This is a genomic window from Streptomyces spinoverrucosus (assembly GCF_006539505.1).
GTDB lineage: Bacteria > Actinomycetota > Actinomycetes > Streptomycetales > Streptomycetaceae > Streptomyces > Streptomyces spinoverrucosus.
On record NZ_BJND01000040.1, the window covers coordinates 14,042 to 35,372 of the forward strand.

Below are 21,331 nucleotides of genomic sequence, written 5' to 3' on the forward strand. Positions count from 1 at the left end.
CGCGCGCCTCCCGGGCGAGCTCGGTAACAGGTCCTTCGGCCCTGGGCCCCCTTTCGTGCGACCGTACGATGGAGGAGGTCCAGTGCCGTATCGAGGAGGATGACCGTGGCCGAAGAGCTCCCGGAGACCCCGGTGGAGGCTTCTGAGGAAGAGCCCGTCAAGCAGCGCAAGAACGGCCTGTACCCGGGCGTGTCCGACGAGCTGGCCGAGAACATGAAGTCCGGCTGGGCCGACACCGAGCTGCGCGACCTGGAGCCGATCCCCCAGGCCGCCGAGACCGCTGCCCGCCGCGCCGCGCTGTCCGCGCGCTTCCCGGGCGAGCGCCTGGTCGTCCCCGCGGGCAACCTGAAGACCCGCTCGAACGACACGGAGTACCCCTTCCGCGCGTCGGTCGAATACGCGTACCTCACCGGTAACCAGACCGAGGACGGCGTCCTGGTCATGGAGCCGGTCGCCGACGGTCACCAGGCGACGATCTATCTGCTGCCGCGTTCGAACCGCGAGAACGGCGAGTTCTGGCTGAACGGGCAGGGCGAGTTGTGGGTCGGCCGCCGGCACTCGCTCGCCGAGGCCGAGCAGCTGTACGGCATCCCCGCGTCGGACGTCCGCGAGCTGGCCGGCAAGCTGCGCGAGGCGACCGGCCCGGTGCGGGTCGTACGCGGGTACGACGCCGGCATCGAGGCCGCGCTGACCGACAAGGTCACCGCCGAGCGGGACGAGGAGCTGCGGGTCTTCCTTTCCGAGGCGCGGCTGGTCAAGGACGAGTTCGAGATCGGCGAGCTGCAGAAGGCCGTCGACTCGACCGCGCGGGGCTTCGAGGACGTGGTGAAGGTCCTCGACAAGGCCGAGGCGACGAGTGAGCGCTACATCGAGGGCACCTTCTTCCTCCGCGCGCGGGTCGAGGGCAACGACGTGGGCTACGGCTCCATCTGCGCGGCCGGGCCGCACGCCTGCACGCTGCACTGGGTGCGCAACGACGGGCCCGTGCGGTCGGGTGATCTGCTGCTGCTGGACGCGGGCGTGGAGACGCACACGTACTACACCGCGGACGTGACGCGGACGCTGCCGATCAACGGGCGGTTCAGCGAGATCCAGCGGAAGATCTACGACGCGGTGTACGAGGCCCAGGAGGCCGGGATCGCGGCGGTGAAGCCGGGGGCGAAGTACCGGGACTTCCATGACGCGGCGCAGCGGGTGCTCGCCGAGAAGCTCGTCGAGTGGGGGCTTGTCGAGGGGCCGGTCGAGCGGGTGCTGGAGTTGGGGCTTCAGCGGCGGTGGACGCTGCACGGGACCGGGCACATGCTCGGCATGGACGTGCACGACTGTGCGGCGGCGCGGACCGAGACCTACGTCGATGGTGTGCTGGAGCCGGGGATGTGTCTGACCGTCGAGCCCGGGTTGTACTTCCAGGCCGATGACCTGACCGTGCCGGAGGAGTACCGGGGGATCGGCGTCCGGATCGAGGACGACATCCTGGTGACCGAGGACGGGAACCGGAACCTCAGCGCTGCGCTGCCTCGGCAGGCGGATGAGATTGAGGAGTGGATGGCCTCGCTCAAGGGGTGAGGTGTGGGTGATGGCCGGATACCAAGTGGGTGTTCGGCCATCGTTGCGGTCTGCGGGTTCGTTGAGGCTGGTCGCGCAGTTCCTCGCGCCCCTGGCGGGCGTCCAGGAACAGGGCGCCCGCCAGGAGGGCCGCGCTGCCCCTTGGGCTCCACTCGCGTGCCTGCAGGTCGGCGTCCAGGGACTCCAGAGCCTCTGCGCCCGCCTTCGTCGCCGTACCGCCCGCATCCAGGACCCGGCGGGCACCCTCCTGGACATGCCGTAGGCCGAGTGGGCCCGCGGTATGCAGGAGTTCGGTGTCCTGGAGGGTCGACATCACCGTCAGCAGGGCGTCCAGGCGAGCCTGTGGTTCGGTGGCGCCGGCCGAGCGGGACACTGTGAGCGCGTCCAGCGCCCGGCGTAGGTGAGGGAATCCGGCGCGGGCCTCGCCCCGGGCGCCCGCGGCGCCGTACTTCGCCGAGACCGTGGAGCCGCGGGACGGCCGCAGCGGGGCCCGGCGGTCCGGGTGGGCGGCGATGCGCTTTGCGGCCGCCATCACCTCCCGCGCACCGGCCCCCTGGGTGAGGGCCGAGGCGGCGACCAGAAGGCCCAGCGTCCACAGGGCGCCCCGATGGCCGCCGCCCGCCAGGGCCACCGAGTGTTCGGTGCCGCGGCCGATCGCGCCCAGCTCCGCGCGCAGGTGGGGCGTGGGTGCGCCGGTGCGGCGGGCGGACGCGGCCATCGCCGCCAGCCCAGGGGCCAGTGCCTTGGCCGACCAGCGCAGGCTGCGGTGGTCCCGGCCGGTGGTGCGGGCGGCGAGGTCGCGGGGGTCGGGCAGGCCGGGCTTGGGAGCCAGCGCCAGCTGCACGGTCAGCGCGTCCACGGCGGCCTGCGCCAGCGCCTCGTCGTGGCGGCGGGTCATGGCCGTACCCCTCAGGAGGATGCGGAGGGGGCGTCGCTCGGAGGCGTGCCGCCCTCCCCGCCGCCGCCCGCGCCGGTGTTCTCGGCGTCGGGGTCGATGGCGAAGGTGAGGAAGCCCTTGTAACCACGGGACGGGTCGGCCTTCTTGACCGCCTTCAGGGTGAGCAGGCCGCCGACGGCGCCGCCACCGTCGTAGACCATGTCGTTGTCGAGGGTGGTGTAGCTGCCGGTGTGCTGGGAGTACGGCTCCAGGGTGAAGATCTCCTGGGCGATCTCGTCGTCGAAGAACAGCTGGCCGGTGTAGTTGACCTTGCCGCCCTCGTAGGTGCCGTCCTCCTTCTCGCCGCCCGTGTGCACCTTGACGTGGATGTGGCAGGTGCGCGGGGTGTACCAGCCGGGGAAGATCGTCTCGAACTTGACCACCCCGTTGGCATTGGCGATCTGGTAACCACGCAGGTAGGTGTTGTCGTTGGCGGTGGAGCCGTCCTCGCTCTCGGCGGGGGCCGAGCCGCCGGGGTTGGCGGTGGTGTAGCCGGAGTAGTAGCCCCAGGCGTCGCAGTGCCAGATCTCCACGGCCGCGCCGGGGACGGGGGTGCAGCCGTCGGTGGCGTCGACGACGGTCAGGCGCAGCGTCAGCGGGACGCCGCTCTTGCCCTCGGTGATGTCCTTGCGCACCAAGGCACCGTCGAGGTAGTAGGGGCCCTCTGTGACGCTCGACATCAGCTGCATGCAGGTGCTGGAGCTGGTCGAGGTCGCGGAGGCTGTGGTGGCCGTGGCGGTCGTGGCGGTCGTGGTCCCGGTCGTCTCGGCGTAGGCCGTCTGGTATCCGGCGACGCCGAGGCCGCCGGCCACGACCGTGCCGCCGGTGACCGCGATGGCCCGGCGCCGGGTGATCGAGGTGTCTTTGTGGGTTCCCTGCTGGTGATTCTCCGTCATGGGCAGGAACGTAGGGAGGTCACCAGTCAGGGAGTTGGGGCCCGGCTGAGCGTGGCCTGTGAATGCCGAGGGAGCTTCCCCGACTGGGCCGCTGCTTCAGCGCTACACCGCCATCAGCGGCGCGTCCTCTCTCCACTTGAGGATCTTGTCGAAGCTCACCACGGCCCCGTCCCGGCCGGGGTTGTTGCCGATGTGGACGTGGTCGGCCAGTTCCTCGATGAGGCACAGGCCGCGGCCGTGCTCGGCGTCGGTGCGGGCGGGAAGCGGACGCGGGTGGGGGCGGGCGAAGCCCGGGCCGGAGTCGGTGACCTCGATGCGGCACTTCTCGCCGTCGAGATAGGCGGTGACCCGGTACGCCCCCGAGGAGCTGCCGTGTGCGGTGTCCCCGCCGTGCTCCACGGCGTTCGCGCAGGCCTCGGTGAGGGCGACGGAGAGGTCGTAGGAGACATCGGGGTCGACGCCCGCCGTCTCCATCGTGCCGAGCAGCAGGCGCCGGGCGAGCGGCACGCTCGCGGCTTCGCGCCGCAGATGGAGTGACCACCAGATGCTCATGCTCCAGCCTCCTGGCCGCGGCTCGACATACCGTTACGTATTACCGCGCGTACGCGTATGTAAGCGCGGATTCAACGTGATGCCGCCCATACGGGGGATGTGCTGAGTGTGGCCGGCGGTGTATGTGGGACCTGAGTGTTCCAGACGGGTGACCGGCGGTAGCAGGCGCGCCGGGCAGACCGGCACAGAAGGGGACCTTCCGGATCGTACGGAATCTTGCGGACCTGCCGTATGGCCGCGATAAGCCCAGTGCGATGATGAGCCCGCCATGTCTGCCCCCCACCCGCGCACAGCGCGCCCCGGAGCCGGGCTCCGGATACTGCGGGCCGCGGTCTTCGCCGCGGTCTGCGTCGTGCTGTCCGGGGCCGGGCACGCCATCGCCTCCTGCGCCACGGTTCCGCTGTGGACGCTGGGCGCGGGGTTCCTGGGCGTGCTCGCGGTCGCGGTGCCGCTCGCCGGGCGGGCGCGCTCGCTACCGGGGATCGCTGCGCTGCTGGCGGTCGGACAGACCGTGCTGCACACGCTGTTCGGGCTGGGGCAGCACGGTACGGCGGCGACCGATGCCGCACACAGCGACGCCACGCTGGTCGCGCAGGCCGCCCGGCTGGTGTGTGGAACGACGGCGGCGGCGCTCAGTCCGGCGCAGGCGCAGCGGATCCTCGTAGAGGCCCGGCTGTATCAGCCCGAACAGGGTGGGCACGCCGGGCAGCACCCGGACGCCATGTCCGCCACCGCCGACCCCTCCGCCGCGCTGCTGCCGTCCCTGCCCATGCTGCTCGTTCACGTCCTCGCGGCGGTCGTCGCGGGCTGGCTGCTGCGCCGCGGGGACCTCGCCCTGCTGCGGATCGCCGAGCTCTCGGCGCATTCGGTCGCGGAGGGGGCGCCCGTACGATCCCTGCGCGCGGCGTTCGCGCTGGCGCGCGCCCTGCGTGCCGGGCTCCTGGGGACGCCGGACGCCCGCCCGCGCTTCCGGTGCGCTCCCGCACGCGCGGTACCCGAGCCTCGTACCACGGCACTCCAGCACACGGTGATCCGGCGGGGACCGCCTGCCGCCGTGCTCGTTCTCGCTGCCTGACGCGACGCGCGCCGCCACTTCCTTCCGTGGGCCGCCGCCGTCGCGCGGCACGCGCGCGTACCTCTCGTTTTCCGCGAGGCTCGTATTCCGCAAGGCTCGTATTCCGCGAGGCTCGTTTTCCGTGGGGCCCTCAACAGGCACCCGCACGCGCGCGTACCCCTCTTCACCAACGGAATCTCACTCGAAGTGGAGTGCTCATCGCCATGAAGGCTTCCCGTCTCGCCGCCGCCGGTGCCGTCGCCGTCTCGGCCGTCTTCGTCCTGTCCACCCCCTGCTTCGCGCACGTCACCGTGCAGCCGGAGGGCACGGCCGCCAAGGGCGGCTACGCGGTCGTCGACTTCAAGGTCCCCAACGAGCGCGACAACGCCTCGACCACCAAGCTGGAGGTCAGCTTCCCGACCGAGCACCCGCTGTCGTCGGTGATGCCTGAGCCGGTGCCGGGCTGGGAGGCCAAGGTCACCAAGTCCACGCTGGACAAGCCGATCGAGGCGCACGGGCAGCAGATCACCGAGGCGGTCACCAAGGTCACCTGGACCGCCGACGGCAAGGGCATCGAGCCGGGCTACTTCCAGAAGTTCCCCGTCTCCGTGGGCGCCCTGCCCGAGGACGCCGACGAACTCGTCTTCAAGGCGATCCAGACGTACTCCAACGACGAGGTCGTGCGCTGGATCGAGGTGCCGCAGGAGGGCCAGGAGGAGCCGGAGAACCCGGCGCCCGTGCTGGAGTTGTCCGCCGCCGAGGACGACCACCACGGCTCCGGGTCCACGGCCTCCGACGAGCCCTCCGACGACGCCTCGGCCGCCGCCGCCAACACCACCGCCGAGGCCGCCGAGCCGGCCGACAGCACCGACACCACCGCCCGTGTCCTCGGCGTCGTCGGCATCGTCGTCGGCGCGGCCGGTGTGGCGTACGGCGTCCTGGCCGGCCGCCGGCGCGACACCACCGCCTGACGCCTCCCCCTCCGACGGTGTGCGCGGGGGCGCACGGCACGTGTCCTACGACCCGTTAGGCATCGCCGCACGACCTGTTAGGCATCGCCGCACGAGCCGTAAGGCATCGCTGCACGCCCCCGGCGTACGCCGGATATCTCACATCTGGGAAATTTTTCTATGCGCAAGAAGACGTTCGCGGCGGCCGCGCTGCTCGCCGCCGCCTCCCTGACCCTGTCCGCCTGCGGCGGCGGTGGTGAAGACGCCGGTTCGCCCGTCTCCGTGGTCTCCGAGGACGCGGGCTCCGACAAGGCGGCCACCGTCCTCGACCAGCCGTTCGAGAAGCCCGATCTGGTGCTGACCGACACGAAGGGCGAGAAGTACGACCTCCGCAAGGAGACCGCGGGCAAGCCGACGCTGATCTACTTCGGCTACACCAACTGCCCCGACGTGTGCCCGCTGACGATGAACAACATCGCCGTCGCCAAGACCAAGCTGCCCAAGGCGGAGCAGGACGAGCTGCGGATCGTGTTCGTCACCACCGACCCGGACCGGGACACCCCGGCCGCGCTCGGCAAGTGGCTCAAGGGCATCGATCCCCAAGTCATCGGCCTGACCGGCGACTTCGACACCATCCAGGCCGCCGCCCGCACGCTCGGCATCACCATCGAGCCGCCGCACAAGGAGAAGGGCAAGATCGTCTCCACGCACGGCACCCAGGTCGTCGCCTTCTCGCCGAAGACCGACGCGGGGTACGTGCTCTACGGCGAGGACGCCACCGTCGACGACTACATCAAGGACCTCCCCAAGCTCGTCAAGGGGGAGAAGCCGTGAGGCGTACGGCGGTGACGGCGGCCCTGCTGACCGGGGCGCTGGCGCTCGCGGGGTGCGGTTCGGACTCGGCGGCGGACTCCAAAGCGGAATCGAAGGCGGGCTCGAAGGCGGAAATCTCCGTCAGCGCCGCCTATATGCCGCAGCCCGTCTCGGACTCCATGGCGGCGGGCTTTCTGACCATCGCCAACAAGGGCGGTACGGCCGACGCGTTGACCTCCGTGACCAGCGACATCGGCGAGGTGACCGTGCACGAGACGGTCGACTCGGCGATGCAGGAGGTCAAGGAACTCCCGGTGCCCGCACACGGAGAACTCGTGCTGAAGAGCGGCGGAAACCATCTGATGTTCGAGAAGCTGAAGCGCAAGCCGAAGCAGGGCGAGACGGTCTCCGTCGAACTGCACTTCGCCCAGTCCGACCCCGTCACGGTGAAGATGCCGGTGAAGTCCGCGACGTACACCCCGCATTCCGGGCACTGAGGGAGGACCACCTTGACACCGACCATCGCTCCCCGCGTCCGGAGCCTGGTGCTGCTGCTCCTGGCCGCCGCCGGGCTGCTCCTCGGCGGCGCCGCACCCGCCTCCGCGCATGCCGCGCTGACCGGCAGCGACCCCCAGCAGGGGGCGGTGGTCGACAAGGCCCCGGCGCAGGTCTCGCTCACCTTCTCCGAAACCGTCTCGCTCTCCGACGATTCGCTCCAGGTGCTCGACCCCAAGGGCAAGCGGGCCGACACCGGCGAGGCGAGCAACGTCAGCGGGACGACGTACGCCGTGAAACTGCACTCGGGCCTGCCCGACGGCACGTACACGGTGGCCTATCAGGTGGTGTCCGCCGACAGCCATCCCGTCTCCGGCGCCTACACCTTCTCCATCGGCGCGCCCTCCTCGACCTCCGTCTCGGTGACCGAGCAGACGGCCGGGGGCGGGGTCGTCGGGTGGCTGTACGGATTCGGGCGGTATGTGTCGTACGCCGGGTTCATTCTGCTGGCGGGCGGGGCCGCCTTCGTCCTGGCGTGCTGGCCGCGCGGCTCGGGCGTGCGGGCGGTGCAGCGGCTCGTCGTCTCCGGGTGGGTGACCCTCACGGCGGCGACATTGGGGCTGCTGTTGCTGCGCGGCTCGTACACGCGATCCGGGGCGCTCGGCGAGGTCTTCGACCTCGATCTGCTCGGGCAGGTGCTGCAGACCAAGACGGGGGCGGCGCTGGTCTCGCGGTTGCTGCTGCTCGCGGCGGCGGCGTTGTTCATCGCCGTGCTCTTCGGGGCGTACGACAAACGGGACGACGACGAGAAGCGGGATCTGACGTTCGGGCTGGCGCTCGGCGGGGGTGTCGTGGCCGCGGGGATCGCCGCGAGCTGGGCGATGGCCGAGCACGCGTCCACTGGGTTGCAGCCGGGGATCGCGATGCCGGTGGACGTGGTGCATCTGCTGGCGGTGGCGGCCTGGCTCGGTGGGCTGAGCGCGCTGCTCGTCTCCCTGTACTGGGCGCCGGCGGAGACTCCGCTTCAGGCGAGTGCGGTACGGCGGTTCTCGCAGGTCGCCTTCGGCAGTGTGATCGCGCTGGTCGCGACCGGCCTCTACCAGTCGTGGCGGCAGGTCGGCTCCTGGTCGGCGCTCACCGGGACGCAGTACGGCCAGTTGCTGCTGGTCAAGGTGGGGCTGGTGGTGCTGCTGGTCGGCGTCGCGTGGATTTCGCGGCGGTGGACCGGGCGGTTGGCGGACGCCGTGGTCGCTGGTGGGGTGGGGAAGCGGCGGGAGCGAGCCGAGGCCGCGGCGCGGTCGACTTCCGGTGGCGGCTCCAAGGGGGCGTCGACTTCGAGTGGCGGCTCCAAGGGCGCCGGGCCCGGTTCCGGGGATTCCAAGCGGGCCGCCCAGCTCGCGCGGCAGCGGGCCGCCGTGGACGTGGCCCGGCAGAAGCGCGAGCGGGACGCCGATCCGAACCGCTACGGGCTGCGCCGCTCGGTGCTGGCCGAGGCGGGCGTCGCGGTGGTCCTGCTCGCGGTGACGACCGTTCTGACGTCCACCGAGCCGGGGCGCACCGTGGAGGAAGCCGAGGCGGCCGCCGCGTCCTCGTCGTCCGCCGCGGCCTCGGCCGCCGGGGTGGTCACCCTGGACATGGCCTTCGACACGGGCGGCACGGACGGCAAGGGCGTCGTACGGGTCGACATCGACCCCGCGCGCGTGGGCGGCAACGAGATGCATGTCTACGTACAGCGCCCCAATGGGCGGGCCTTCGACATCCCCGAGGTGAAGGTCGCCTTCACCCTGGAGTCCAAGAACATCGGGCCCTTGCCCGTCACCCCCGACCACATCACCACCGGACACTGGTCGGCCAGCGGAGTGCAGATCCCCATGGCGGGCGAATGGAAGATCGCCGTGACCGTGCGGACCTCCGACATCGACCAGGTGACCATCTCCAAGAACGCGCAGATCGGCTGAACATCACCATGGCTGAGCACATGGCCGACCACACGGCTGACCAGTCCCTTCCGAAGGCTCGCACCGCCGGGACGCCTGAGACGTCTGAGACGCCTCCAATGGGGGCCGTTTCAGCGGACGCCCTCCCCAGGGAGGGCCTCTCGCGGCGGGCGCTGCTCGGTACTGCCGGTGCCACCGGGCTGGTCCTGGGTGCGGCGGGCGGTGCCGTCGGGTACGCCGCCGCGCCCGCGCAGGCGACGCCGCTCACCTCGCTGGGAGCCGACCAGGTGATGTTTCACGGGAAACATCAGCCCGGGATCACCTCGCCGATGCAGGCGCGCGGCCACCTCGTCGCCTTCGACCTGGCGGCCGGCGCGGGCCGCAAGGAGGCGGCCGCGCTGCTGCGCCGCTGGTCGGAGACGGCCCGGCGGCTGATGGCGGGCGAGCCCGCGAGGGACGGCGACACGGATGTGGCGCGGGACGCCGGGCCGTCGTCGCTGACGATCACCTTCGGGTTCGGGCACAGCTTCTTCGGCCGCACGGGCCTGGAGAAGCAGCGCCCGGTCGCCCTCGATCCGCTGCCCGCCTTCTCCTCCGACCAGCTCGACAAGGCACGCAGCGACGGCGACCTGTGGGTGCAGATCGGTGCGAACGACGCCCTGGTCGCCTTTCACGCCCTGCGCGCGATCCAGAAGGACGCGGGCAGCGCGGCCCGGGTCCGCTGGCAGATGAACGGCTTCAACCGGTCGCCGGGGGCCACGGCCCACCCCATGACGGCTCGCAACCTGATGGGCCAGATCGACGGCACGCGGAATCCGAAGCCGACGGAACCCGACTTCGACCGGCGGATCTTCGTGCCGGAGTCCGGTGCGGCCGACCCGGCATGGATGGCGGGCGGCTCCTACGCCGTCGCACGCCGCATCCGCATGCTCCTCGACGACTGGGAGCGGCTCTCGCTCAAGGACCAGGAGGACGTCATCGGGCGGCGCAAATCCGACGGGGCGCCGCTGTCGGGCGGGTCCGAGACGACAGAGATGGACCTGGAGAAGACGGACGCCGAGGGCAACCTGGTCGTCCCGATCAACGCGCACGCCCGGATCAGCCGACCCGACCAGAACGGGGGTGCGGCGATGCTGCGGCGTCCGTTCTCGTACCACGACGGCTTCGACGGGGACGGGGTGCCGGACGCGGGGCTGCTGTTCATCTGCTGGCAGGCGGATCCGCTGCGGGGGTTCGTGACCGTGCAGCGGAAGCTGGACCGGGGGGACGCGCTGTCGCGGTTCATCCGGCATGAGGCGAGCGGGCTGTTCGCCGTGCCGGGTGGGGCGGCGGAGGGCGAGTATGTGGGGCAGGCGTTGCTGGAGGGGTGACTGGTGCTTCGGGCGCACTCCTTGGACCCGGGGGCCCATTAGGGTGAGGACATGCCAGCGAGCTATGCGTATCTCGGTCCCGAGGGCACCTTCACCGAAGTAGCTCTGCGTACGCTGCCGGAGGCGGCGACCCGCGAGCTGATCCCGTACGTGTCCGTGCAGTCCGCGCTCGACGCGGTGCGCGCGGGTGAGGCCGAGGCCGCGTTCGTGCCGATCGAGAACTCCGTCGAGGGCGGCATCACGACCACCCTCGACGAGCTGGTCGCGGGCGAACCGCTGATGATCTACCGCGAGGTGCTGCTGTCGATCACCTTCGCGCTGCTGGTCAGGCCGGGCACCAAGCTCTCGGACATCAAGACGGTCTCCGCGCATCCGGCGGCCCAGCCGCAGGTGCGCAACTGGCTGAAGAAACATCTCCCGGACGCCATCTGGGAGTCGGCCGCCTCGAACGCCGATGCCGCACGCCTGGTCCAGGAGGGTCAGTACGACGCCGCCTTCGCGGGTGAGTTCGCGGCCGCCCGGTACGGCCTGGTGGCCCTGGAGACCGGGATCCACGACGCGGAGAACGCGCAGACCCGGTTCGTGCTGGTCGGCCGCCCCGCCCGGCCTGCCGCGCCGAGCGGGGCGGACAAGACGTCCGTGGTGCTGTGGCAGCGCGACGACCACCCCGGCGGCCTGCGCGACCTGCTGGGCGAGTTCGCCACCCGGGGTATCAACCTGATGCTGCTCCAGTCCCGGCCCACAGGCGCCGGTATCGGCAACTACTGCTTCTGCATCGACGCCGAGGGCCACATCTCCGACCGCCGGGTCGCCGAGGCGCTGACGGGGCTCAAGCGGATCTGCCTGCAGGTGCGCTTCCTCGGCTCGTACCCCCGCGCGGACGTGAAGCCGGCGGATGTGCAGCCTCCGCTGCCCGGTACGTCGGACGACGAGTTCACGTCGGCGGCGGACTGGGTGGCTCGGTGCCAGGACGGCCGGTTCTAGTCAGTCACCGGTCAGTCTTACCTGCGTATTTTCGTTATCCACAGGCGTTATCCACAGGTCCGCTTCTCGACCTGGGGACAAGTCGACAGCGAACCATGACCCTGTCGACAAATCGCCCTACAGGGCCTCCCGGCGTCCACCAGCGCGCAGGTCACCCTTCGTCCACTCTTTTCCTTCGGGCAACTCTTTGGAGCGATGTATTTCCACTCGAAAGCGGGCGTAAGGGAGGTTTGCCCTGGGAATCCAAAGATCCATCAGCGCGCTTCGGATTGATCAATTCCGAATCCACAGATCTTCCGCACACCCTGTGGATAACTTTTCGGGAGGCATGGATTCCTGTGGACAACCGAGACCCCAAGTCCCGCTCCCCACAAGGAAATCCAGTCAACCGGTCGCCCCTCGACTGACCCGATCAAGGGATCGGGAAGATCATTATTGACGAGGGTGCACAACAGCTGGCAATTACCGCATAACGTAACGTAAGCCGCAGCTCGGAATAGTGAGTCGTGGGCCGTCACCCCGCACCGGTAGCCTTGAGCGCGTGATTGACCTTCGCCTGCTCCGTGAGGACCCCGACCGTGCGCGCGCCTCCCAGCGCGCCCGTGGAGAGGACGTCGCGCTCGTCGACGCTCTCCTGTCTGCCGACGAGCGGCGCAGGTCGTCCGGCGTCCGCTTCGACGAGCTGCGCGCCGAGCAGAAGGGGCTCGGCAAGCTGATCCCCAAGGCCACCGGGGACGAGAAGGCCGAGCTGCTGAAGAAGGCAAGTCAGCTCGCCGCCGACGTCAAGGCCGCCGACGCGGAGCGCGACGCGGCCGACGCCGAGACCCAGGAGCTGCTCCTCAAGCTCGGCAACCTCGTCCACCCGGATGTGCCCGTGGGCGGCGAGGAGGACTTCGTCACCCTGGAGACGCACGGCACGATCCGCGACTTCGCCGCCGAGGGCTTCGAGCCCAAGGACCACCTTGAGCTCGGCCAGCTGCTCGGCGCGATCGACGTCGAGCGCGGCGCGAAGGTCTCCGGCTCGCGCTTCTACTTCCTCACCGGGGTGGGCGCACTGCTGGAGCTGGCCCTGGTGAACGCCGCGATGGCGCAGGCCACGGCGGCCGGCTTCACACCGATGCTGACGCCGGCGCTGGTCCGTCCGCAGGCCATGGGCGGTACGGGCTTCCTCGGCCAGGCCTCCCAGGACGTCTACCACCTCGACAGCGACGACCTGTACCTGGTCGGCACCTCCGAGGTGGCGCTCGCCGGCTACCACATGGACGAGATCCTCGACGCCGACCGCCTTCCCCTGCGCTACGCGGGTTTCTCGCCCTGCTTCCGCCGCGAGGCGGGCTCGCACGGCAAGGACACCCGGGGCATCTTCCGCGTGCACCAGTTCGACAAGGTCGAGATGTTCTCGTACGTCGCTCCCGAGGATTCGCAGGCCGAGCACCAGCGCCTGCTGGAGTGGGAGAAGCAGTGGCTGACCTCGCTGGAGCTGCCGTACCGGGTCATCGACGTCGCCTCGGGTGACCTGGGCGCCTCGGCCGCGCGCAAGTTCGACTGCGAGGCGTGGATCCCGACGCAGGGCAAGTACCGCGAGCTGACCTCGACCTCGGACTGCACCGAGTTCCAGTCCCGCCGCCTGTCGATCCGCGTCCGTGAGGGGAAGACCGTACGGCCGCTGGCGACGCTGAACGGCACCCTGTGCGCCGTACCGCGCACGATCGTCGCGATCCTCGAGAACCATCAGCAGGCCGACGGCTCCGTGCGCGTGCCCGAGGTGCTGCGTCCGTATCTGGGCGGCCGGGAGGTCCTGGAGCCGGTGGCCAAGTGAGCGACACGGCTCCCGCCGCACGGTTCCCCTACCGGCTGATCGCCACCGACCTCGACGGCACGCTGCTGCGCTCCGACGAGTCGGTCTCGCGACGCACCCGGGATGCGCTCGCCGCGGCCACCGCGGCGGGCGCCGCGCACATCGTCGTCACCGGGCGCGCGGTCCCGTGGACCCGGCACATCCTCGACGACCTCGGCTACAGCGGCCTCGCCGTCTGCGGCCAGGGCGCACAGGTGTACGACGCCGGTGAGCACCGCCTGCTGACGTCGGTGACCCTGGACCGGCAGCTGGCGGGGGTGGCCCTGGCCAAGATCGAGGCGGAGGTCGGCCCGCTGTATCTGGCGGCGAGCCGCGACGGCCTGGACGGCGAGGTGCTGGTCGGGCCGGGGTACGCGCTCCAGGGCGGGCTCCCCGCGACGCCCTTCACGGAAGTCTCCGACCTCTGGTCGGCGCCGCTGAACAAGATCTACATCCAGCACCCGACCCTGACCGACGACGAACTCGCGGAGGTCGCCCAGCGGGCCGCGGGCGGTTTCGTCACCGTCACCATGGCGGGCCAGGGCATCGTCGAACTCCTCCCCCTCGGCCTGTCCAAGGCGACGGGGCTGTCGCTGGCGGCCCGGCGGCTGGGTGTGAAGGCCGCGGACACCATCGCCTTCGGCGACATGCCCAACGACATCCCGATGTTCGCCTGGGCGGCCCGGGGCGTGGCGATGGCCAACGCCCACGAGGAACTGCGGGCGGTGGCGGACGAGGTGACCGCGTCCAACGAGGAGGACGGGATCGCGGTGGTGGTGGAGCGGTTGCTGGGCTGACCCAGCGGCTACGCATCTCACCCTGAAGTTGGCGCAGTCCCAGTGACAACGTTGCGCGGAGGATGCACGGATCGAACGTGCGCGGGCTTTCCAGGCCCGACCGCGGTTTAGCAAACCGGTGCCTTACCACTCGGCCAATCCTCCGGGTGGGCGGCCCACGCGAGAGCGACATCGCGTGCTCGAAGCGGCCGCCCCGGGCAGCTCCCCGTGCGGGGCGGACTCGACGGAGCGGTGGCGACTACTCCGGAGTCCGCCGCGGGCTGCCCTGACGGGAGCTGGACGTACTGCCGTGCATGGACATCGTCCGGCTCCTCTCCCAGACCGTGGCGCCGGACTCACCGTCCGGCGATGTGGACAGAACTACTATGTCGTCACGGTGAGTTGGCCGCCACTGATTAAAAGGCCGGGTGAGGCCGCGTACGTCCGCTACCGGCGGCGCCACTTGCGGCGGCGCGCCTTGCTGAAGAACCATCCCGCGGGCGGCTCGTCGGAGCGCCACGGCTGTGGCTCGGGCTTCTCACGGCGCCAGCGGGCGGTCAACATGCGGGCGCGGGCGGACGGTTCCGACGTTTCGGCCGCGCGTATGAAGTCGTCGTCCAGGACCAGGTCGTCCCAGGCGTCGTCCCCGGACTGTCCGCGCTCCTCGTGTCCCGACATCCCGCCTGCCATCCCCGTCCTCCAGTTCGTGCAGTGCATCCCCTTCATCCAGTGTGCCTGGACAGAGGTGAAGCCCCCGTCAGGTCCGGGCCCTGTCAGGGGCCCGGACCTTTACTCCGCTACTCCTCGCCTGCCAGCGTCAGCGACCGCAGCTTCTGCCCGGCGTACCAGGTGGCCAGCACGGTGACCACGACCAGCAGCACCGTCGCCGTCGGCAGCCCGACGTCCGAGGTCACCAGCTCACCGTTCCCGACGCGGTGGGCAACCGCCAGCGACCACTGCTGGACGCTGAGGGTGCGCGCTCCGGACACCAGGGAGCCGAACAGGGCCTCCCAGACCAGCGCGTAGACCAGGCCGAACACCACCGCGTGCCGGGAGACCGTGCCGAGCAGCAGGAAGAGCGCGGCGTAGGCGATGGAGGCGACCAGCGCGGCCACCGTGTAGGCGACGGCGATCTGCTGGCTGTTGCCGTTCAGGATGAACCCTGCGATCAGCGTGGGCACCGCCGAGAACACCATGGTCACCGCGATCGCCACGATCAGCTTGGTGAAGATGATCGTGGGCCGCTTCACCGGCTTGGACAGCAGATACACCACCGAGCCGTCGTCGATCTCCGGGCCGATCGCGCCCGTGCCCGCGATGACGCCGATGATCGGCACCATCGTGGCCAGCGCGAGCCCGCCCAGCAGATCGGCCGCCGTCTGGTCGTCGGCTCCGGCGAGGCCGCGCACGACCACGGAGATCGCGATCAGCAGCAGGGGCAGCGCGCCGAGGATGAGGGCCCGGCGCCGGCCGAGCAGGGCCCGGTAGGTGAGCCGGGCGACTGTGGGGTCGTACATCTTTGGCCTCCTACGCCGCGACCAGATACGAGAACACGGACTCGAGGGACTCGTCGGACGGCGAGACCGTCAGCAGACGGATGCCGTGGTCCCGGGCCACCCGCGGCAGCAGGGCGGTGAAGCGGCCGAAGTCGACGGCCTGGACGCGCAGCGCGCCCTCGGTGAGGTCGACTTCGATGCCGGACGTCGACGGGTCGGCGATCAGCGCGGCCGCGAGGGCGCGGTCGTCGCTGGAACGCACCAGGTAGCGGTGCGGCCGGTCGGTCATCAGGCGGCGGATCTTGCGGAAGTCACCGCTGGCCGCGTGCCGTCCGGCGACCACGACCTCGATGTGCCAGGCGAGTTGCTCGACCTCTTCGAGGATGTGCGAGGAGAACAGCACCGTGCGGCCCTCGTCGCCCATCCGCCGCAGCAGGTCCATCAGCTGCATGCGCTGGCGCGGGTCCATACCGTTGAAGGGCTCGTCCAGCAGGAGCAGCGAGGGGTCGTGGACCAGCGCGCTCGCCATCTTCACGCGCTGCCGCATGCCCTTGGAGTAGGTGGCGATCTTGCGGTCCTGCGCGTACTCCATCTCGACCGTCGCGAGGGCCTTCTGGGCGGCCTTGGCGCCGAGGCCGTGCAACTCGGCGTTGGCGACGACGAATTCGCGGCCGGTGAGGAAGTCGTACATCGCCTCGCGCTCGGGGACGATGCCGATGTGCTGGTAGATCTTCTCGTTGCGCCAGACCTGCTGGCCGTCGAGGGTGACCGTGCCGGTCGAGGGAGCCAGGAAGCCGCCCATCATGTTGATCAGGGTGGACTTCCCGGCGCCGTTGGGGCCGAGCAGGCCGGTGACGCCGGGGCCGATCGTCATGGTGATGTCGTTGACGGCGACGACGTTGCCGAACCAGCGGGAGACGTGGTCGATGGAGAGCGTGGTCACAGTCCCACCTTCTTGTAGCGGCGCATCAGCAGGCCGTAGCTCGCGGCGATGAGGCCCAGGGTGACGATGACGTAGACGACGCCCTCGGCGTTCGTGGGGCCGACCCCGCCCGGGAACGCCGAGTCCGCGCCGAGGAAGGCGGACTGCACTCCGTCGATGAGGGTGATGGGTGAGAAGAGGCCGATCCAGGCGATGGAGTCCGAGGTGCCCTGCGCGTCGGCGATGGCCTGCAGGGTGGACACCGCGCCGTAGGAGATGGTCAGCACGGCGATCACGGCCGCGATGCCGAAGCCGCGGCGCGGCGTGACCGACGCGATGACCAGGCCGATGCCTGCGAAGAGCAGCGAGAGCAGTGCCACGGAGACGAGTCCCTGTGCGAATCCCTTGGTCTGGTCGGCGAAGTCGAGCTTGGCCAGCAGCGCGCCCACATAGAGGACGAGCAGCGGGGCGGCGGTGAGGATGAACATCGCCGAGGCCAGCGCCGCGTACTTCGCGCGCACATAGTCCGCGGTCTCGATGGGCCGCGAGAAGTACAGCGGCACCGTCTTGAATCGCAGGTCGCGCGAGACGGCCTGGGGCGCCTGCGAGGCGATGTACAGGCTGATCACCGCCTGCATGATGATCGCGTAGCGCGTGTAGCCGACCGGCAGGTCGTTGGCCTTGGTGGCGACCGCGACGGCGACCATGATGGCCGCGGGCACGCACATCACCACGAACAGCAGCATCGGCAGCACCTTGGACTTCACCGAGCGGCCGAGGCCGTAGGCGCCGCGCAGGGACTGCGAGTAGAGGGAGCGGCGGGCGTAGGCACGGCCCAGGCGCGGGCCGTCGTACGTGCGGTAGCCGATGTTGTGGATACGGGTCTGGTCACCCGGCGCCGTGGATACGGGCTGCTCAACCGCCATGGCGGACCGCCTCCTTCCGCTGCTCGTCGGTGTCCGTGCCGGTGTCCGCACCGGTGTTCGTGTCGGTCGTGAAGACCTCCGCGATCTGGTGCCGGCGCTGCTCCATGCGGACCAGGCCGAGACCGAGGTCGGCGACCGTGTCGCGGACCAGGTCGTAGGTCTCCTCGCCCTGCGCGGTGAGCAGCAGGACATGGCCGGCGCCGGGCAGTCCGCTGCCGGCGTCAACAGTCACCCCGCGCGCGTGGAGCGCGTCGCGCACCGCGCGGGTGCCGTCCGGGTGCTCGTCGGTGTCGGTGACCTCGATGGCTAGCGTCGTGGTGGTCTGGGTGAAGTCCGTGGTGGAGCTGGAGCGCAGGAGCTTGCCGCCGTCGACCACGACCACGTGGTCGCAGGTGCGCTCCAACTCGCCCAGCAGGTGCGAGGTGACCAGCACGGAGATGCCGAAGTCGGTGTAAATCCGGCGGATCAGGCCGAGCATTTCGTCCCGGCCGACCGGGTCGAGGCCGTTGGTCGGCTCGTCCAGGAAGACCAGCTGCGGGTCGTGGACAAGGGCCTGCGCCAGCTTGACGCGCTGCTTCATGCCGGTCGAGTAGCCGCCGATCGGGCGGTAGCGCTCCTCGTACAGGCCGACATGGCGCAAGGTGTCCGCGGTGCGCTCGCGCGCGGCGGCGGGCGGGAGGCCGGACATGCGCGCCATATGGACGACGAACTCGGTGGCCGAGACGTCGGGCGGCAGACAGTCGTGCTCCGGCATGTACCCGACGCGCTCGCGGATGGCGGCGCCCTTGGTGGCGACATCGAGTCCGAGCACTTCGGCGCGGCCCTCGGTGGCGGGGGACAGACCCAGCAGGATCTTGATCAGTGTGGACTTGCCGGCTCCATTGGCTCCGACGAGTCCGGTCACACCGGGCCCGACGTCCACGGAGAGCCGGTCAAGAGCGGTCACCCTGGGGAACCGCTTGCTCAGGCTTTCGGTCGCGATCACAGTCACGTCTTCGACCGTAGTGATCCGCGCCACGCAAGTCGTCAGACCGCAGAGCCGTCTTGAAGTCACCCTCGAGTATTACGGGACCCTAAGGGTCCCCCTGAGGTCGAACGACGCGCCACGGGTTGTCCACAGGCGCAGGCATGCCTATTGACGCAGCCTCTAACAACTGTCACATTCAGCGGTGTCAAGTTACGAGCACGTACCGCAACCAGTGGGACGGGGTGCCATGGCGACGGCAGTGACCAGTGAACGCTCGGCGGAGCTGCGTGGGTTCCGCAAGGTGCAGCGACTCGCCTACGAGTGCGCGGAGGCCGTGGCCGCCCAACTGACGCCGGGTGTGACCGAGCGTGAGGCGGCTCGGATGCAGCGCGAGTGGCTGCGCCAGCGGGGCGTGCGGGACTGGTTCCACCTGCCGTTCGCCTGGTTCGGCGACCGCACGGCGTTCGCGGGCTTCCGCATCCCGCTGCAGTTCTTCCCCACCAACCGGCGCCTTGAGCCGGGGATGCCGTTCATCCTCGACATGGCACCGGTGTTCGAGGGCCACACGGCGGACATCGGCTACTCGGGCTCGCTCGGCATCAATCCCGTACAGAACAAGCTGATGGCCGACCTGGAGGCGCACCGCGAGCTGATCCTGCGCGAGGTGCGCGAGCGGCGCTCACTGCGGGAGATCTACGAGGACGTGGACCGCCTCATGGTCCGTCAGGGCTACGCCAACCGGCACCGCGCGTACCCCTTCGGAGTGATCGCCCACAAGGTGGACCGGGTGCGGGAGCGCCGCTGGTCCCCACGGTTGTTCGGGTTCGGCACACAGTCCCTGAAGGGCCTCGCCGCCGACGCGTTGCACGGCCACCGTGAGGGCTGGTCCCCGCTCTGGTCGCCGTACCGCTTCTCCGACCACCCGCCGCAGCCGGGTCTGTGGGCGGTCGAACCCCATCTCGGTTTCCGGGGCACGGGCGCGAAGTTCGAGGAGATCCTCGTCGTCACCGACTCGAAGGACCCCGAGGAGAGCGCCTTCTGGCTGGACGACGATCTGCCGCACGTGCGGCGCTGGGCGGAGGAGAAGTGACGATGCCGGCAGGCGCGCGGGAGCGCTGGGTGCGTACGGGCGGGGTCGAGCTCTGTGTGGCCGAGCTGGGGGATCCCAAGCAGCCGACGGTCGTCCTCGTGCACGGCTATCCGGACAGCAAGGAGGTGTGGTCCGAGGTCGCGACCCGCCTCGCCGGACGCTTCCACGTCGTGCTGTACGACGTCCGGGGCCACGGCCGGTCGACGGCACCACAGCCACTGCGCGGCGGGTTCACACTGGAGAAGCTGACGGACGACTTCCTGGCCGTCGTGAACGCGGTGAGTCCGGACCGTCCGGTGCATCTGGTCGGGCACGACTGGGGCTCGGTGCAGGCCTGGGAGTTCGTCACCGTCCGGCGCACCGAGGGCCGGATCGCCTCGTTCACCTCGATGTCGGGGCCGTCCCTGGACCACTTCGGCCACTGGATCCAGCAGCGGATCAAGCGCCCCACCCCGCGCCGGGTCGGCCAACTCCTCGGCCAGGGCGCCAAGTCCTGGTACGTGTACCTGCTGCACACACCCGTCCTGCCCGAGCTGGCCTGGCGCGGCCCCCTCGGCAAACACTGGCCGCGCATCCTGCAGCGCATGGAGAAGGCCCCCGCCGACGCCTACCCGACCGCATCGCTGCCCACGGACGCGGCACACGGGGCGTGGCTGTACCGGGACAACGTACGGCGTCGGCTGCGCAGACCGCGCCCGGACGCGTACGCGCACGCGCCCGTGCAGCTCATCACGCCCCTCGGGGACGCGTTCTTGTCCGAGCGGCTCTACAACGATCTGGAGCGGTGGGCTCCGCAACTGACCCGGCGGACGCTCCCCGCCAGGCACTGGGTCCCGCGCACCCGCCCGGACCAGCTGGCCGCCTGGATCGAGGAGTTCGTGATCGCGAACGAAGGAGGCAGGCCGGTGATCGAGGCGACAGGCCGCTACGCGGACCGTTTCGGCGGGCAGCTCGTGCTGGTCACGGGCGCGGGCAGCGGCATCGGCAGGGCCACGGCGTTCGCGTTCGCGGAGGCCGGCGCGCGCGTGATCGCCGTCGACCGGGACGCGGAGGGAGCGTCCCGGACCGCGGAGATGTCCCGCCTGATCGGTGCGCCGGAAGCCTGGGCCGAAATGGTCGACGTCTCCGACGAGCAGGCGATGGAGAAGCTCGCGGAGAAGGTCGCGACCGAGTACGGCGTCGTGGACGTCCTGGTGAACAACGCCGGTATCGGCCTGTCCGGACGCTTCCTGGACACCACCCCGGAGGACTGGCGCAAGGTCCTCGACGTCAACCTGTGGGGCGTGATCCACGGCTGCCGGCTCTTCGGCCGGCAGATGGCCGAGCGCGGGCAGGGCGGCCACATCGTCAACACGACCTCGGCGGCGGCGTACCAACCCTCCCGGGCACTGCCCGCCTACAGCACCTCCAAGGCCGCCGTGCTGATGCTCAGCGAGTGCCTGCGCGCGGAACTCGCCGGGCAGGGCATCGGCGTCACGGCCATATGCCCCGGCTTCGTCAACACCAACATCACCTCGACGGCACGGTTCGCGGGAGTGGACGCGGCGGAGGAGAAGCGGCGCCAGCAGCGGTCCGCACGCCTGTACGGGCTGCGGAACTATCCGCCGGAGAAGGTCGCCGACGCGATCCTGCGGGCGGTCGTGCGCAACGAGGCGGTGGTGCCGGTGACTCCTGAGGCCCGCGGCGCCTACCTGCTGTCGCGGTTCATGCCGGGTGCGCTGCGCAGGATCGCCCGGGTGGAACCACGGTTGTGAGCGGGGCAC

20 protein-coding genes and 1 tRNA gene are annotated in these 21,331 nt (G+C 70.4%); 12 read left to right on the forward strand and 9 right to left on the reverse strand.

What is annotated here, in order from left to right; genetic code table 11:
- Positions 1 to 99 precede the first annotated feature (99 nt).
- Complete coding sequence (locus tag SSP24_RS25735; protein ID WP_141312077.1) at positions 100 to 1,566, forward strand: aminopeptidase P family protein; 1,467 nt, start codon at positions 100 to 102, stop codon at positions 1,564 to 1,566.
- Here SSP24_RS25735 and SSP24_RS25740 read toward each other — a convergent pair.
- From SSP24_RS25740 to SSP24_RS25750, 3 genes are all read right to left on the reverse strand, one after another.
- On the reverse strand, positions 1,556 to 2,464 hold the full coding sequence (locus SSP24_RS25740; RefSeq protein ID WP_141312078.1) for a triphosphoribosyl-dephospho-CoA synthase: 909 nt from the start codon (positions 2,462 to 2,464) through the stop codon (positions 1,556 to 1,558). The genes SSP24_RS25735 and SSP24_RS25740 overlap by 11 nt on opposite strands.
- Positions 2,465 to 2,475: 11 nt before the next feature.
- Complete coding sequence (locus SSP24_RS25745; protein WP_141312079.1) at positions 2,476 to 3,399, reverse strand: intradiol ring-cleavage dioxygenase; 924 nt, start codon at positions 3,397 to 3,399, stop codon at positions 2,476 to 2,478.
- A gap of 102 nt (positions 3,400 to 3,501) precedes the next feature.
- Positions 3,502 to 3,951 (reverse strand): ATP-binding protein, encoded by a 450-nt coding sequence (locus SSP24_RS25750; protein ID WP_141312080.1) that lies wholly within the window; start codon positions 3,949 to 3,951, stop codon positions 3,502 to 3,504.
- Positions 3,952 to 4,219: 268 nt separating this feature from the next.
- Here SSP24_RS25750 and SSP24_RS25755 point away from each other — a divergent pair, with 268 nt between their 5' ends.
- The 9 genes from SSP24_RS25755 to SSP24_RS25795 all read left to right on the forward strand — a co-directional run bounded on the left by SSP24_RS25755 (position 4,220) and on the right by SSP24_RS25795 (position 14,188).
- Complete coding sequence (locus tag SSP24_RS25755) at positions 4,220 to 5,026, forward strand: hypothetical protein (RefSeq protein ID WP_141312081.1); 807 nt, start codon at positions 4,220 to 4,222, stop codon at positions 5,024 to 5,026.
- A 203-nt stretch (positions 5,027 to 5,229) separates the two neighbouring features.
- Positions 5,230 to 5,976: a YcnI family copper-binding membrane protein gene (locus SSP24_RS25760; RefSeq protein WP_141312082.1), complete on the forward strand. Its 747-nt coding sequence runs from the start codon at positions 5,230 to 5,232 to the stop codon at positions 5,974 to 5,976.
- Between the two features lie 159 nt (positions 5,977 to 6,135).
- Positions 6,136 to 6,789 carry an SCO family protein gene (locus SSP24_RS25765; RefSeq protein WP_141312083.1) on the forward strand — a complete coding sequence of 218 codons (654 nt, stop codon included), beginning with the start codon at positions 6,136 to 6,138 and terminating at the stop codon, positions 6,787 to 6,789.
- Entirely contained in the window at positions 6,786 to 7,265 is a 480-nt protein-coding gene (locus tag SSP24_RS25770; RefSeq protein ID WP_141312084.1) for a copper chaperone PCu(A)C, read from the forward strand. The genes SSP24_RS25765 and SSP24_RS25770 overlap by 4 nt, the downstream gene beginning before the upstream one ends.
- Positions 7,266 to 7,277: 12 nt before the next feature.
- Positions 7,278 to 9,221: a copper resistance CopC/CopD family protein gene (locus SSP24_RS25775; RefSeq protein WP_141312085.1), complete on the forward strand. Its 1,944-nt coding sequence runs from the start codon at positions 7,278 to 7,280 to the stop codon at positions 9,219 to 9,221.
- A 20-nt stretch (positions 9,222 to 9,241) separates the two neighbouring features.
- Positions 9,242 to 10,570 carry an iron uptake transporter deferrochelatase/peroxidase subunit gene (gene efeB / locus SSP24_RS25780; protein WP_174864710.1) on the forward strand — a complete coding sequence of 443 codons (1,329 nt, stop codon included), beginning with the start codon at positions 9,242 to 9,244 and terminating at the stop codon, positions 10,568 to 10,570.
- Positions 10,571 to 10,621: 51 nt separating this feature from the next.
- The gene (gene pheA / locus SSP24_RS25785; protein ID WP_141312087.1) at positions 10,622 to 11,554 is read left to right on the forward strand and encodes a prephenate dehydratase; all 933 of its coding nucleotides are present in this window, start codon (positions 10,622 to 10,624) and stop codon (positions 11,552 to 11,554) included.
- A 541-nt stretch (positions 11,555 to 12,095) separates the two neighbouring features.
- The gene (gene serS, locus SSP24_RS25790) at positions 12,096 to 13,373 is read left to right on the forward strand and encodes a serine--tRNA ligase (RefSeq protein WP_141312088.1); all 1,278 of its coding nucleotides are present in this window, start codon (positions 12,096 to 12,098) and stop codon (positions 13,371 to 13,373) included.
- The gene (locus tag SSP24_RS25795) at positions 13,370 to 14,188 is read left to right on the forward strand and encodes an HAD family hydrolase (protein ID WP_141312089.1); all 819 of its coding nucleotides are present in this window, start codon (positions 13,370 to 13,372) and stop codon (positions 14,186 to 14,188) included. The genes serS and SSP24_RS25795 overlap by 4 nt, the downstream gene beginning before the upstream one ends.
- A 56-nt stretch (positions 14,189 to 14,244) precedes the next feature.
- On the opposite strand, the gene SSP24_RS25800 is transcribed toward SSP24_RS25795, so the two are convergent.
- The 6 genes from SSP24_RS25800 to SSP24_RS25825 form a co-directional block, all read right to left on the reverse strand.
- A tRNA-Ser gene (locus tag SSP24_RS25800) sits at positions 14,245 to 14,332 on the reverse strand.
- 282 nt (positions 14,333 to 14,614) lie between these two features.
- Positions 14,615 to 14,857 (reverse strand): SGM_3592 family protein, encoded by a 243-nt coding sequence (locus tag SSP24_RS25805; protein WP_141312090.1) that lies wholly within the window; start codon positions 14,855 to 14,857, stop codon positions 14,615 to 14,617.
- Positions 14,858 to 14,964: 107 nt separating this feature from the next.
- Entirely contained in the window at positions 14,965 to 15,684 is a 720-nt protein-coding gene (locus SSP24_RS25810) for an ABC transporter permease subunit (RefSeq protein WP_141312091.1), read from the reverse strand.
- 10 nt (positions 15,685 to 15,694) lie between these two features.
- Complete coding sequence (locus SSP24_RS25815; RefSeq protein WP_141312092.1) at positions 15,695 to 16,606, reverse strand: ABC transporter ATP-binding protein; 912 nt, start codon at positions 16,604 to 16,606, stop codon at positions 15,695 to 15,697.
- Positions 16,603 to 17,511 carry an ABC transporter permease gene (locus tag SSP24_RS25820; RefSeq protein ID WP_141312093.1) on the reverse strand — a complete coding sequence of 303 codons (909 nt, stop codon included), beginning with the start codon at positions 17,509 to 17,511 and terminating at the stop codon, positions 16,603 to 16,605. The genes SSP24_RS25815 and SSP24_RS25820 overlap by 4 nt, the downstream gene beginning before the upstream one ends.
- Entirely contained in the window at positions 17,501 to 18,496 is a 996-nt protein-coding gene (locus SSP24_RS25825; protein ID WP_141312146.1) for an ABC transporter ATP-binding protein, read from the reverse strand. The genes SSP24_RS25820 and SSP24_RS25825 overlap by 11 nt, the downstream gene beginning before the upstream one ends.
- Before the next feature lie 229 nt (positions 18,497 to 18,725).
- On the opposite strand from SSP24_RS25825, the gene SSP24_RS25830 reads away from it, so the two are divergent.
- Together SSP24_RS25830 and SSP24_RS25835 are read left to right on the forward strand one after the other, a co-directional pair.
- Positions 18,726 to 19,568, forward strand: a complete 843-nt coding sequence (locus SSP24_RS25830; protein WP_141312094.1) for a M24 family metallopeptidase — start codon at positions 18,726 to 18,728, stop codon at positions 19,566 to 19,568.
- Between the two features lie 2 nt (positions 19,569 to 19,570).
- Positions 19,571 to 21,322 (forward strand): SDR family oxidoreductase, encoded by a 1,752-nt coding sequence (locus SSP24_RS25835; RefSeq protein WP_373306684.1) that lies wholly within the window; start codon positions 19,571 to 19,573, stop codon positions 21,320 to 21,322.
- Positions 21,323 to 21,331: the final 9 nt, after the last annotated feature.

Excerpts from the sequence above, each read along its gene's own strand:
- SSP24_RS25735 (WP_141312077.1), top strand. The coding sequence starts at position 100 with ATGACCGTGGCCGAAGAGCTCCCGGAGACCCCGGTGGAGGCTTCTGAG.
- SSP24_RS25740 (WP_141312078.1), bottom strand. The coding sequence starts at position 2,464 with ATGACCCGCCGCCACGACGAGGCGCTGGCGCAGGCCGCCGTGGACGCG.
- SSP24_RS25745 (WP_141312079.1), bottom strand. The coding sequence starts at position 3,399 with ATGACGGAGAATCACCAGCAGGGAACCCACAAAGACACCTCGATCACC.
- SSP24_RS25750 (WP_141312080.1), bottom strand. The coding sequence starts at position 3,951 with ATGAGCATCTGGTGGTCACTCCATCTGCGGCGCGAAGCCGCGAGCGTG.
- SSP24_RS25755 (WP_141312081.1), top strand. The coding sequence starts at position 4,220 with ATGTCTGCCCCCCACCCGCGCACAGCGCGCCCCGGAGCCGGGCTCCGG.
- SSP24_RS25760 (WP_141312082.1), top strand. The coding sequence starts at position 5,230 with ATGAAGGCTTCCCGTCTCGCCGCCGCCGGTGCCGTCGCCGTCTCGGCC.
- SSP24_RS25765 (WP_141312083.1), top strand. The coding sequence starts at position 6,136 with ATGCGCAAGAAGACGTTCGCGGCGGCCGCGCTGCTCGCCGCCGCCTCC.
- efeB (WP_174864710.1), top strand. The coding sequence starts at position 9,242 with ATGGCCGACCACACGGCTGACCAGTCCCTTCCGAAGGCTCGCACCGCC.
- pheA (WP_141312087.1), top strand. The coding sequence starts at position 10,622 with ATGCCAGCGAGCTATGCGTATCTCGGTCCCGAGGGCACCTTCACCGAA.
- SSP24_RS25805 (WP_141312090.1), bottom strand. The coding sequence starts at position 14,857 with ATGGCAGGCGGGATGTCGGGACACGAGGAGCGCGGACAGTCCGGGGAC.
- SSP24_RS25810 (WP_141312091.1), bottom strand. The coding sequence starts at position 15,684 with ATGTACGACCCCACAGTCGCCCGGCTCACCTACCGGGCCCTGCTCGGC.
- SSP24_RS25820 (WP_141312093.1), bottom strand. The coding sequence starts at position 17,511 with ATGGCGGTTGAGCAGCCCGTATCCACGGCGCCGGGTGACCAGACCCGT.
- SSP24_RS25830 (WP_141312094.1), top strand. The coding sequence starts at position 18,726 with ATGGCGACGGCAGTGACCAGTGAACGCTCGGCGGAGCTGCGTGGGTTC.
- SSP24_RS25835 (WP_373306684.1), top strand. The coding sequence starts at position 19,571 with ATGCCGGCAGGCGCGCGGGAGCGCTGGGTGCGTACGGGCGGGGTCGAG.